We start from the raw sequence: 12,659 nt of genomic DNA on the forward strand, positions 1-12,659 counted from the left end.
AAATTGTTTATGTCAGAATGAAGGCAAATGTTCATTTTTTCACGAAATTTCAGATTTTGGGGATGGGTCATGGAAAGGATTTATGGAAGAAAACGGCTCATTTGATAGAATCAACCGCCGTTTTTGTCTGAAAAATCTCTTTTTTTATATTGACACTGACGTCGCGAAAAAAGAAAATGGAACATAAGCATTTTTAAAAAAGGAGAACGTCATGAGCGCGAATCAGGAACAACAAGAATTAAAAAAGCTTTTATCACCGCGTCACATTCGCATGATTGCATTGGGCGGGGTCATTGGTACAGGAATCTTTAAGGGAAGTGCCGATACAATCGGTTTAGCAGGTCCTGGGGTCATCTTTTCCTATGTATTTGCCGGATTATTATTGCTCATCGTGATGGCAGCCTTAGCTGAAATGGCGATTGTCTATCCGGGAAATAACCTTCGCGACCTGATACAGATTGCGCTTGGTCAACGTTTTTCATTTGTTGTCGGCTGGGTTTACTGTTTCATGTGGCTCACTGTGTGTGTCATCGAGATTATTGCGGCAGGCAGCCTGCTTCAATACTGGTTACCGAACGTGCCGCTATGGTCACTATGTTTACTCTGCTCACTCTTAGTCATCGGAATTAACTTAAATAATGTAAAATACTTTGGTGAAATTGAGTTTTGGTTCGCTGGAATGAAGATTTTCGTTATTATTGTGTTTATTATTCTTGGTGCAGCCCTATTATTTGGGATCATTCCGAACGAACAAAGCACATCTGCACTCACCAACTATCAAAACTTCGTCCCGAACGGATGGGGTGCGATCTTTGCCTCTTTATTAGTTGTTATTTTCTCTTACGGGGGCTCTGAATTGATCGGGCTGACCATTACAGAAACAAAGGATGCCGAAAAGGTCTTGCCTGGTGTTGTTAAAAGTATGATGTGGCGTATTATCTTATTTTACACTTTGCCGATTTTGATCATCTGTGGACTCATTCCTTGGAATCAAATTGATCCAAATAACAGCCCATTTGTTCAAGTCTTTTCAGCAGCCGGTATGCAAGGCGCCTCTCACTTCATTAATTTCGTATTGATTACAGCCGTTCTATCGGCGGCCAATTCTGGCATTTATGGAACGACGAGAATGATGCATTCTCTCTCTAAATCAGATGGCGGTCCGAAAAAACTGGCACAGGTCAATAAAAGAGGCGTACCCATTTTGAGTTTATGGGTGACCGTTCTGTTTCTTCTCATCGGAACATTCTTTGCTTACTTATATCCAGAGCAAATCTTCAGTTATATGCTGGCTATTCCTGGTTTTGCTGTTTCACTCATTTGGATTAGCATTTGCATGGCACATCTGAAACTTCGCCCGAAATATCCACAGGAGCCGTATTTCAAGGTGTGGCTGTTTCCGTATTTGACTTTATTTGCAGGTCTTGTACTAAGTGTGAGTTTTGTGATGTTTCTATTCAGACAAGAAAACTTGCCTAGCTCAATTATCAGCATTGGTTTCTTAATCGCAGCCATCATTGCTTCATTCTTAATGAAAAAGAAGGCTTAAACGCTAAAACCCGCCATTGAGGCGGGGTTTTTTCATGAGCTGCTGTCTTCTGTCACTTCAAAATCAATCGACGCTTTCGGGATGCCGTTGATGATGATTGTTAATGTATGGATTCCTTCATAGTGTTTTCTTGTCGTCATATTTTGAAAAGACTGCGTCCTGACGAATTCTCTATGTAACGCTGAGCCTGTTTCAAACTCTGTGATTTTAAATACCTTTTGATTGCGGGTCCCCCGAGCTTTGACGTAGTCTATGGCATACTCTACACGCAGCTTTAGCGGCTTATCGGCTTGAAGAGTAAAATGAAAAGTCATTTTCTCACCGATCCGAATAGGGTCTTGTACGATCTTCAAATCCGTTATTTGAACGGATGGATCGTCACCATAACCAAACAACGCCATAATATCTGGATCTCCTTTTTTGAGTAAAGTACGGGATGCATGTTTGACAATCCAGTTCGTATGTTTGTTGGTTCCATACCAGTTTTGAACCGTCTGCTTCATCAGGTCTGGCTGTATTGCAGAGATATCATTTAGATGATTCGCTACACTTTTTTGCACATACCGCGACGGGTCTGCCTTCAAGTTTTCCAAAATGGGCAGCGTGACCGAAGGATTCTTTTTAAGTGAAGGAACAGATAAGCCCCATGGCAGACGCGGTCTACAGCCTTCACTAGCCAGCCTCCGTATGTGCTCATTTTGATCCTGAGACCATACGAGCATTCGCGCCAGCATTTTGTCTTGATCTTGAATCAGAAATGGCCGAACGGCAAATTCTGAAGTGGAAAAGGATGTGAAGAATTCGAGCGCCTTGATCGAGAGGTCCCAGTGTGCAAGGCCGTACGTCTCGACGTAGTCTGGAAATACGAGCGCACTAAGCCCTGAAAAATGCGGGGCTGCCTGACGCAGTACCTCAATTGCCTGCTCATAATCCTCTGGTAGACAGGCATGCATCGATTCAGTGACTCGTCTCATCCGCCCTTTTAACTCAAGCTGCTGCCAATCCTCTTGAAATACGAGCCGCTTGAATGGCTCAACATCAAATACAGTTGAAGACTGTGCAAGTTTCTCTGCTAATTCTTTTATAAATAATTCATTGTACACATGTTTTAATGGTTCGATCGTGTCCACCTCCCACATTTCAATATCATTATTTTACCCCAATCTGAAAAAAGTGGTATTAAAAACAGCCCGACTCAAAAGAATCAGACTGCTTGTTCGCTATATAAACATATTAATGATCATAATAAATGCAATCGCACTAACGGAAATGATCGTCTCCATAGCCGTCCATGTCAAAAACGTCTCTTTAATGGTCATACCAAAATACTCCTTGATCAGCCAAAAACCAGAGTCATTGACGTGAGATAAAATTAATGAACCCGCTCCTGTTGCTAACACAAGCAGCTCCCTGCTCACATCCGGCATTGTTGCAGCAATTGGGGCTACAATACCTGCTGCCGTCATCATGGATACCGTCGCAGATCCTGTTGCCACACGAATCACCGCAGCAATCAGCCAGCTAAGCAAAATCGGTGAAATCGGCGAGTGTTTGGCTACATCTGCAATATAATCACCAACACCCGAATCAATGAGCACATTATTGAAAGCTCCGCCTGCTCCAATGACTAGCAAGATGGAAGCGATTGGACCTAAGCACTCGTTGCTAAATGAAAGCACCCGGTCACGGCTCATCCCTTGCATAAAGCCAAGGCTGAAGAAAGAATAAACCGTTGCAATCAGCAGTGCTGTAATTGGATCTCCGATGTACTTGAATACCTGGAACCACATATTGTCCTCTGGTAAGATAATGTCCGCCAGTGTGGCAAGAAGCATCAGAATCACCGGCACCAATATGGTAAACATCGTATTCGCAAAGCCGGGTAGCCTTCGATCTTCATTTCGTTCAGTGAATTGCTTTCTCAGCATCTCCGGAACTGGTTTATGTATCCGTTTTCCAATCCACTTTCCATACAACGGTCCAGCAATAATCGCTGTTGGCAACCCCACAATAATAGAGAAGAAAATGGTTTTCCCCACGTTGGCATGATAGATGCCAACGGCTGCCATTGCCGCTGGATGAGGCGGGACTAGCCCATGCACGACAGACAGGCCAGCGATTAACGAGAGCCCAATTGTTACGAGCGAGATGCCTGTTTCAATGGCAATTGTAAAAAGTAAAGGAATGAGAAGAACGAAACCGACCTGGAAAAAGACAGGTATCCCCACGATAAAGGCAACAAACATCATTGCCCAATGCACATTCTTCGTCCCAAACCGGCCGATTAAAGTTTGAGCTATTCGCTCTGCTCCCCCTGATTCAGCCATCATTTTCCCAAGCATGGTACCAAGCGCTAGAACAATGGCCAGCAATGATAACGTATTGCCTAATCCCGTTTTAATCGATTGAATGATTTCCTGCAAATCCATCCCCGTTGCAAAGCCCACTAGCATCGAAGTAATAATTAAGCTCACAAATGGATTCAACTTAACGACTGTAATGAGAATGAGTAAAAGGACAATCGCCGCAATCACGATGAATAAAAGCATGTTCTCCCACCTTTTCCCTGATGTTTAACGATTTTGTTTTAATTGCAGCGCACTAATGACATCAAATTCATCCTTCAGTTTGTCGTAGAGGTGCTCATATAAATAAAACAGCTCTATGTAAGTTTCATTGTTCTTCATATTAGGTTCATGACGAGCAGAGATCCGAATCCACTCTTGAACCTCTTCTATCTCTTCCATATGACCTAAACTATAAAGTGCAAGGACAGCCGCCCCAAGTGCTGACGCCTCGTAGCTTTCTGGAACAAGCACTTCTCTACCCATCGTATCCGCTAAAATTTGCCGCCACAGGGGAGATCGTGCAAATCCGCCCGAAGCTCTGACATCCTTTGCTGAACCGGTTAAATCCCTTAAGGCAACACCGATCGAGAAAACACTCATAATGACGCCTTCTAACACCGCTCTAATAAAATGCTCCCGCTTATGCTGAAGACCGATGCCAAAGAAGGTGCCTCTCGCATTTGGATTCCAATAAGGTGCCCGCTCACCTGATAAAAATGGCAGAAACAGCAAACCCTCAGAACCAGCTGGAACCTTTTCCGCGATATCCATCATCAGATCGTAAGGGTCCACACCTAGACGCTTTGCTACCTCCACCTCAGACGACCCGAATTCATCCTTCAGCCATCTCAGCATGATCCCGCCATTATTGGTCGGTCCTCCTACAACCCAATGCTTATCTGTCAGGGCATAGCAGAACGTTCTTGATTGCTCATCTGTAATTGGTTTGTCTACAACCGTACGGACCGCACCGCTTGTCCCAATCGTAACAGCCACCTCTCCTTGACCAATCGCGCCCACACCTAAATTCGCTAGAACGCCATCATTCGCACCAATGACAAATGGTGTATCTTCTTTAATGCCCATGCGCAATGCAATCTCTGGCTGAAGTCCTCTCAGTTGATACGTCGTTGGGACAAGTTCAGATAGTTGACTGGCTTCAATTCCAGCAATACGAAGCGCCTTCTCATCCCATTGAAGCGTTTCCAAATGGAACAGCCCCGTTGCTGAAGCGATTGAATAATCGACGACATACTGACCGAAAAAATGATAAAGAATATATTCTTTGATCGAAATATATTTTGCTGCCTTCTTAAAGACATCCGGTGCCATTTCTTTCATCCAACGTATTTTTGAAAGCGGTGACATTGGATGGATCGGTGTACCTGTCCTTTTATAAATGTGGAAGCCATCCATATTTGATTTGATTCGTTTCGCTTGTTCTGCACTTCTGTTATCTGCCCAAATGATACTGTTCGTTAGCGCCTTTCCATCCTGATCCATCACAATTAAGGAATGCATCGCTGTACTTATCCCGATGCCTATAAGATTTTCTTCATCAAATGCTGCTTTCGTCAATGCACCTCTTACACTCGCAATGACGGCTTCTAATATCTTTTCAGGATCCTGCTCAACCCATGCTGGCTGGGGCTGAATGAGCTCATAAGGAACTGAATGCTTCGCTAATACCTTCCCCTTAGGTCCAAACAGAACCGTCTTTGTACTTGTTGTTCCAATATCCAAACCAATTACCGCCTGGTTTCCCTTCATCTGTATCACGCCCAATCATTGATTTGAAGTCACATATGTAGTTTTTGAATTGCCTGTTAAATCCCATTATAAAAATAATTTTTTCGACATTCAACGACCGAAAAGAAAATAATTTTCACTAAAAAGCTCACAAACGTTACCACATCAGCATTTTTCATTATCAGAAAAATTTATTTTCGGAATCATCACACCCTTTTTTGTGAAATGGTTTCTCGCATTTGCTTTAAATTTGTTATTGTTTCCTGCTGCCTTAAGTGAGCAAGTGCAAAATATAGAACGTCAATGACCGTCAGCTGAGCAAGTCTTGCGGACATCGCTTCTGTTCGAAAAGCCGTTTCTTGTGTCGCAGTATACAACGTGACATCTGCAAGCTGACTCAATGGTGAGCGCTGATAGCTTGTAATACCGATGGTTTTTGCCCCTTTTCCCTTTGCTGTTTTCATCGCATCGAGCAAATCTTTATTTCGTCCAGAATGAGAGATACCGATCACTGTACTGTGCTGATCAAGAAGACCAGCAGACATCGCTTGAAAGTGAGAATCTGTGTGAACAATACAGTTGATGCCTGTCCTCATAAATTTATGAAAAGCGTCAGTCGCAATGAGGCCAGACCCACCACTTCCATAAAACTCTAAGCGTTTTGCTTCATGAATGATTTGTATGGCCTTTTCTACATCCTCTGGATTCAACAATTGAAAGCTATCCTTTAAAGCGGATATATTCGTCTGAAAAACCTTTTGCATAAAAATAGCCATATCATCATCAAGACTCATTTCTTCATCTACATAATTAGGCTTTGTTTGGTCTATTTCCTGGGCAATAGCAATCTTCAAATCTTGAAAGCCCTCAAATCCAAGCCTTTTACAAAGACGAAAAATCGTTGCCTCTGAGCTTGCAGTTTTTTTCGCAAGCTCGACAATAGATAAATGGATGATGTCGCGGGGCTCACTCGTAATATGCTCTGCAATTCCTTTCAGCTTTGGCGGCAATCCTCTGCTTGCTGCTCGTATTTTTTCAATACTACTTAAACTAACAGAAGCCAATTGACTTCACTCCTCCCTTATTCATGTGAACGCATACATTTCCTCATGTTCCCATCTTATAAAAAAGAAGCCTGTTTGCACAGACTTCTTTTTTAAGCATTCATTGTTTTGATCAATAAATCAAAGAAAGCGTCAGCATCTACATCCATACACACTTGAACGTTGCGCTCTTTCTCCCATTGATGCTGAAAATCACAGATCATCTGTCCATCACAAAACTCACTCTTCGTCTCGACGTCCACATGAAAAGCCTGTGTGCTCACGAGCTGCTTGTCAATGGCAAGACTTACAGCAAGCGGATCATGCATGGCACACGCCCACACACCATTTCGTTCAAAATAGCGCTGGCAGTAAATGCTTGTACTCTCTCTAATATAATGGGCCAACGTTTCATTCTGAATTACATCAATTCTTTCATCCGTAAGCAAGACCTGTCTCGTGACATCTAATCCTACTTGAGTCAATGAAGGGAACCCTGCATCCAGCACTAACTTCGCCGCTTCTGGGTCTGCATATGTATTAAATTCCGCTACCGGCGTGACATTCCCCTGACCCTGCACGACACCACCCATAAAAATGACTTCTTTCACATGATGAATCAGCTCAGGACACTTTTTCACTGCAAGGGCTAAATTCGTTAAAGGTCCTGTCAACACAAGCGTAACCTGCTTCGAATACTGCATCACTTGGTCGATGATAAAATCAGACGCAAAACCAGCATCTGCTTTCTTCTTAGGCTGAGCATCCTTTAAAGCACCGCCAATCCCATCCTCGCCGTGCACCCGATGTTCATAATGGGGCGCTCTTAAAAGAGGAGTTGCTGAACCTTTGATGACAGGAATATTATCTGCCTCAACCAGCTCAAGCACTTTACACGTATTCAATGTAGCCGCATCGACAGACACATTCCCACATACCGTTGTAATGCTCAACATATCAAACTGCTGACTTTTCACCGCCAGCAAAATCCCAATCGCATCATCGATTCCAGTATCTACGTCCAAGATCAATTTCTTTTTATTTGCCATGATTGAAATCTCTCCCTTATTTGAAAGTGTTGTTAGAGGAATGATAGCATATTCCTTTTTCAACGATTTAGGGAATATTAGCAGGTTGATCTTATTACTCTTTTTCTCCAATGTCTTTCAGATATTGTTCGCGTTCTTTTTCGGTGAAGCTTTTAAGATAATCCTCTTTAACTTTAGGTTCATCTTTATATTCATCCCAGTCTATAAAGCGATCTGATAAATCCTCTGAATAACTCATCGGACCTACTTTTTTAGATCTAAACTGTAATGAAGCAGAAAAATTAAATCTCTCTGGTTCATCATTCACGTATCCATTTATAACAATATCCCCCATAGGATTGATGGTCACCTTTTTTTCAAACGTTATAGTTTTAATAAAATTATGAATATCCATTTTATGTAGATCTTCTTCGATTTTTGGCTTCATCTTTTCTGCGAACTCTTCAGCTTTTTCTTGATCGCTCATCTCTTCCACTACATCATCTGACAGACTCTGTTGAATGCACTCTACAATGAACACAGTTACCGAGACGATGACGACCACAATTATAATAGAAAGTTTCAATGTATTTCTCATAAAGACAAAACTCCTTAATGAACTTTAACCCAAATAAAAACAGGTAAACTAGTACCTGTTTTACTCTATTTCTCCAATGTCCTTTAGATATTGCTCTCGTTCTTTTTCAGAGAGTCTATTAAGGTAGTTTTCTTTTATCTCAGGCTCATCTTTATATTTATTCCAGTCTTTAAAACGATATGACAACTCTGGGGAAAAGCTCATAGAACCAATTTCGTTAGATTTATGCATTAAGGATGCTGAGAAATAAAATTTTTCAGCATCATCATTTATATAACCATCAACTGTTACATATCCCATTGGACTAATGGATACCTTTTTTTTGAATGTTATTTTTTCTATAAAATGATGGATATCTTTTTTATGTAATCTTTCTTCGATTTTTGGTTTCATCTTCTCTGCAAACTCTTCTGCTTTTTCTTGATCATTTTTCTCTTTCACAACAGTTTCCCCTCCTGAATCATTCGATTTTTCTTTCTTATCTTGTTGGATAATAAGAGAAACTATTAGAATAATAACGATAGTAAATAATATAATCACAACTTTGATTGTGTTTTTCATTAGATAAATCCACCTTTGTTAATCTAGAGGATTTTAATCCTCTTTTTATAGATATCTATCATACAATATCATATAATATATAAGATAAATATTACAGGAGTGACAATTTTGTCTAAAAAAGTAGCCCAAAACGAACTTTCTGCTAAAGACTATAATCTTATTTCCAATGCGGCTTATAAAATAGATTACTATAGAATTTCTAGTGAAATAGACATTAGTAAAAATAAGACCATGTATGTCATTGATTATAAAGAAACAACTAAAGGTCTTAATGCACTAACTATCGTTTCCGAAGAAGATTTTGATCGCTCCGATGGCGGAAGAGACCTCACCAAAATCAAAAACGCCGTCATCGCCTACCGCGGGTCAGAACCGATTGGCGCTGGCCAATATAAAGATACCATTAAAAAACATGGGAAAAAAGAGTCAGATGATCTTCTTTCTACCATTTTGACGAAGCTGCCTCCTTTTAGTCGGTCGAAGGGTTCACAGGAAGTGACGACTAAGTTGACAACAGGCACAACCGCCTATACAAATGAAATTGTTCAAGATTGGATGGTTTCGGATACAAAGTATCTGATTAAAAATATCCCATTTGAACATGGTGCAGAGAATCAAATGGTTCAAGCGGATCGTTATGCGAAAGAAATACATAAGAAAATGCCGAATGCCAAGATGTATGTGACAGGTCATTCACTCGGCGGGTCGAATGCATCCTATGTTCTTGTCAAAAATGATTTTATTAAAGGCGGGGTCACCTTTGAGAATCCGAATATTTACCCCAATTTATCGGATGGCCTCCAAGCCAAAGCATTAAAAGGTGATTACCGCAGTAGATTAACAGAATATATCAATCTCAATGACGGGCTTTCTCTTTTAAATCGACATACGACAGAAATCGGTCGTGTGAAAGTGATGTATGATGCCGCTTTACCTGAAGGCGTCGATTACTCCGAGGACTCCTCCAAAGCCGTCCAATTCATGAAAGATCTCCTCAATCGGGCAATGAGTGTGAATCCTTCACTGGATGCGAATTTATTCCTTGAAGCCCTTGCTGGCAGCCATGGCTTAGATCGGTATGCCTTTTCATCAGATGGCTCCGTTGAAACCATTGATGATATGTTGAGAAAAAACCCTTCTCTCACTGCCGCCATGTTACATCAATTGAGTCAGTCGAATGTTCACCCGCAAAGTGTGGTGGCGATTTTAATCAAGTCGCATGTTCTCATGAACACAGGTCGTAAATTCTCGACATATGCCGAGCACCATATACAGCAAATCATTCGCAAAATCGAGAAACTCGATGACAAAGTGGATCAATCGGTAGAACGAGTTCGTTCGAGATACAAACAAATTGTCGGTTTTGGTTCGTATGACCAGCTGACGGCATCAGATGTGGATGCTGTAATTCGCCACTTAAAAACAGAGGGACTTGAGAATGAGTTCTATTCCGTCAAAGAGTATGATACAGCGATTGATAGCGCGATGAATATAAAAAGGTGGCTGGACTCAATATCAGATGATATGAGCCAGCTAGGGAAAGAATACCATGATGCAGATACAGCCCTGGCAAAGAATATGGGCATTTCTTAAGGAGTACGAGGAATGGAATTTTCAAAGAAACAACCAACAGATGCAGACCGTTTTTTGCAACGAATGACAGATACGCATACATCAAGCTCCGTCTTTTCTCAAACAAACTTTCACACTGAAGACATGACACCAGCAGAGCTGGCTGCTTTGAAAGCAAAGATCAAAGAAGAGCAGAAAACAGCGCTAATCAGAGCCATCCGGCATCAGCTTCAACATGAATTTGCAGAAGACCGCCAAGAAGCGGGAAAAATTTTAGATCTAATTGCTGAACTTCAGAACAAAGTGTATAAACATCAAAAGCGCATCCATACGCATATGTCAGGACAAGCCATTGACGCCTTAACAGAGAAAATCGAGCAAAGACTCAAGTTTTACGAACTGAAAGAAGATGTTCAATCCACCATCGACTCGATTGGCATTTAGATGAACCTTCCGTCTTATGAATCTTTTCCCCATCTCACTCGTATATACTAAAAGAGTGATTGATTTGAAAGGAGATCTGTTTGTGGGATATATTTTGTTATTTTCGGTTGTGATCGGTCTTGTCTTGACCCTCTTGCTCACACCACTCAAGTTGATCGTTAGAAAGAAAGGAACAGAACAGCAGGTTCCGCTTATGTGGATTGCAGGCCTTGCTTTACTGTTCATGGTCGGTATTTTTGTTTTCTATTATATGACCAATTTGGATCGTAACCCTTCATCCCTATGGTTGATTGGACTTGTTGTGACAGCAGCAGGCGCCTTTTTATCAGTTGGGCTGGAGCGTAAGATCAAAGGCGTGCTGTTTCTTATTTTATTACTGCTCGGTGTTTATATGGCGACAGCTTTTCTATTCAATGCGAATGAGAAATTTGATGTCTCCAAAATGGAACAAAAAGTGGAAATCAAAGCGTTTGATGAGACGGAAACACCTGCAAGTGTACCGCCTCAATTTGCTCGGAACAAAATGAAGAAATCGTTCGGACAGGTTCCAAACACAAGCTACTATGAGCTTGGCAGCCTGCAAATCCAGAAGGTCAACGGTGAGTATGTGTACATCGCCCCAGTGGAATTCTCGGATTTCTTTAAATGGATTCGTTCAGGGAGTACGCCGGGTTACTTTACTTTAAGTGCGACCGACTCATCTGCCAATCCAAAGTTTGTGAAAACAGAGATGGTCTACACGCCTTCCTCTTATTTCAACAAAGAAATTGAGCGGCATATTCGCCTTCAATACCCTGATTTGATTTTCTACGGCGACACACAGCTGGAAATCAATGATGATGGAAAGCCTTATTACATTCGCACGTATGGCGATTTTATCTCTGCCCGAAACGGCTTTAAAGCATCAGGCGTGGTCGTTGTTGATGCCAAAACAGGTGCAACGAAGAAATATGCTCTAGATCAAGTACCTGCTTTTATTGATGGTGCTGTTTCACCAGAAGCGGTCAGTCTGCAAAACAGTTATTTCGGAAACTATATTCACGGGTTCTGGAATAGTATGTTTGGAAAGTCAGATGTAAAGCTGCCTTCAGATGAAGGAACAGAAGCCAATGTGAGTCCGGTGTTTGATGCAAAAGGAGATATGTACTACTTCACAGATTTCACAAGTCCGAAAGAGGGCGTTGATTCGATGCTTGGGTATGCCCTGACAAATGCCCGGACAGGAAAAGCGACTTATTATACCGGAAATCTTGAAGCGTCCTACATGGATTCTCAAGGCGCTCTGCAAATTATTGAGAAACGTTTCATCGAAAAGAAATGGAAAGGCCGCATGCCGATTCTCTATAATTTCTATGGAGAAGCCAGCTGGCTCACACCAGTTCTCGATTCAAATGGCTTCCTGCAAAACTACTTTATCGTTTCGGCAGCCAATCCTGAAATCGCTGCGTACGCTTCTACACCAAACGAAGCACTGAGAGCCTATAAGACAGCTCTGCAAAAAGGCGGCGGTACCGTTAACAGTTCCTCTAAGCAGGAAAAGAAAGAAACTACAGGGAAAGTCAAACGAGTCTATAAAGAAAAGACCGGTGATTATACAACCGTCACCTTCCTGCTAGACGATGGGAAAAGCTACACCATGTCATCTGAAAAAGAACCTCTCGTCATTTATTTAAAAGAAGGCGATCAGGTCACCATGAAATACACAGATACGGGTGAAATCTTCCTTCCAGTTGATGAAATCCACATTAAAGGGTTATAAAAAAGATG

The 12,659-nt window shown here is 41.7% G+C and carries 11 protein-coding genes; 4 read left to right on the forward strand and 7 right to left on the reverse strand.

Annotated elements, in window-relative coordinates; all coding sequences use genetic code 11:
* The first annotated feature begins 211 nt into the window (after positions 1 to 211).
* Entirely contained in the window at positions 212 to 1,549 is a 1,338-nt protein-coding gene (locus MKY18_RS18235; protein WP_012011793.1) for an amino acid permease, read from the forward strand.
* Positions 1,550 to 1,581: 32 nt separating this feature from the next.
* Here MKY18_RS18235 and MKY18_RS18240 read toward each other — a convergent pair whose 3' ends face one another.
* From MKY18_RS18240 to MKY18_RS18270, 7 genes are all read right to left on the reverse strand, one after another.
* Positions 1,582 to 2,688 carry a DNA alkylation repair protein gene (locus tag MKY18_RS18240; RefSeq protein WP_126741007.1) on the reverse strand — a complete coding sequence of 369 codons (1,107 nt, stop codon included), beginning with the start codon at positions 2,686 to 2,688 and terminating at the stop codon, positions 1,582 to 1,584.
* Between the two features lie 81 nt (positions 2,689 to 2,769).
* Complete coding sequence (locus MKY18_RS18245; protein ID WP_126741008.1) at positions 2,770 to 4,098, reverse strand: GntP family permease; 1,329 nt, start codon at positions 4,096 to 4,098, stop codon at positions 2,770 to 2,772.
* Positions 4,099 to 4,122: 24 nt separating this feature from the next.
* Positions 4,123 to 5,667, reverse strand: coding sequence for a gluconokinase (gntK, locus tag MKY18_RS18250; protein ID WP_126741009.1), 1,545 nt, complete (start codon positions 5,665 to 5,667; stop codon positions 4,123 to 4,125).
* A 185-nt stretch (positions 5,668 to 5,852) separates the two neighbouring features.
* A complete protein-coding gene (locus tag MKY18_RS18255; protein WP_106065941.1) occupies positions 5,853 to 6,710 on the reverse strand; it encodes a MurR/RpiR family transcriptional regulator in 858 nt (285 codons plus the stop codon).
* Between the two features lie 92 nt (positions 6,711 to 6,802).
* Entirely contained in the window at positions 6,803 to 7,738 is a 936-nt protein-coding gene (locus MKY18_RS18260) for a nucleoside hydrolase (protein ID WP_342497631.1), read from the reverse strand.
* Positions 7,739 to 7,832: 94 nt separating this feature from the next.
* Entirely contained in the window at positions 7,833 to 8,315 is a 483-nt protein-coding gene (locus tag MKY18_RS18265) for a DUF1433 domain-containing protein (RefSeq protein WP_185108148.1), read from the reverse strand.
* Between the two features lie 60 nt (positions 8,316 to 8,375).
* Positions 8,376 to 8,876: a DUF1433 domain-containing protein gene (locus MKY18_RS18270; RefSeq protein WP_034620291.1), complete on the reverse strand. Its 501-nt coding sequence runs from the start codon at positions 8,874 to 8,876 to the stop codon at positions 8,376 to 8,378.
* Between the two features lie 108 nt (positions 8,877 to 8,984).
* Here MKY18_RS18270 and MKY18_RS18275 point away from each other — a divergent pair, with 108 nt between their 5' ends.
* The 3 genes from MKY18_RS18275 (at position 8,985) to MKY18_RS18285 (ending at position 12,651) form a co-directional block, all read left to right on the forward strand.
* Positions 8,985 to 10,469 carry a DUF2974 domain-containing protein gene (locus MKY18_RS18275; RefSeq protein WP_217012574.1) on the forward strand — a complete coding sequence of 495 codons (1,485 nt, stop codon included), beginning with the start codon at positions 8,985 to 8,987 and terminating at the stop codon, positions 10,467 to 10,469.
* A gap of 12 nt (positions 10,470 to 10,481) precedes the next feature.
* Entirely contained in the window at positions 10,482 to 10,892 is a 411-nt protein-coding gene (locus MKY18_RS18280) for a hypothetical protein (protein WP_342497632.1), read from the forward strand.
* 82 nt (positions 10,893 to 10,974) lie between these two features.
* On the forward strand, positions 10,975 to 12,651 hold the full coding sequence (locus tag MKY18_RS18285; RefSeq protein WP_113767924.1) for a hypothetical protein: 1,677 nt from the start codon (positions 10,975 to 10,977) through the stop codon (positions 12,649 to 12,651).
* Positions 12,652 to 12,659: the final 8 nt, after the last annotated feature.

Source organism: Bacillus sp. FSL R7-0672, assembly GCF_038601465.1.
Lineage (GTDB): Bacteria > Bacillota > Bacilli > Bacillales > Bacillaceae > Bacillus > Bacillus pumilus.

What these genes read in the sequence shown, in the direction of transcription:
- MKY18_RS18240 (WP_126741007.1), bottom strand. Translation starts at nt 2,688, where the DNA reads ATGTGGGAGGTGGACACGATCGAACCATTAAAACATGTGTACAATGAA.
- MKY18_RS18235 (WP_012011793.1), top strand. Translation starts at nt 212, where the DNA reads ATGAGCGCGAATCAGGAACAACAAGAATTAAAAAAGCTTTTATCACCG.
- gntK (WP_126741009.1), bottom strand. Translation starts at nt 5,667, where the DNA reads ATGAAGGGAAACCAGGCGGTAATTGGTTTGGATATTGGAACAACAAGT.
- MKY18_RS18260 (WP_342497631.1), bottom strand. Translation starts at nt 7,738, where the DNA reads ATGGCAAATAAAAAGAAATTGATCTTGGACGTAGATACTGGAATCGAT.
- MKY18_RS18265 (WP_185108148.1), bottom strand. Translation starts at nt 8,315, where the DNA reads ATGAGAAATACATTGAAACTTTCTATTATAATTGTGGTCGTCATCGTC.
- MKY18_RS18280 (WP_342497632.1), top strand. Translation starts at nt 10,482, where the DNA reads ATGGAATTTTCAAAGAAACAACCAACAGATGCAGACCGTTTTTTGCAA.
- MKY18_RS18270 (WP_034620291.1), bottom strand. Translation starts at nt 8,876, where the DNA reads ATGAAAAACACAATCAAAGTTGTGATTATATTATTTACTATCGTTATT.
- MKY18_RS18245 (WP_126741008.1), bottom strand. Translation starts at nt 4,098, where the DNA reads ATGCTTTTATTCATCGTGATTGCGGCGATTGTCCTTTTACTCATTCTC.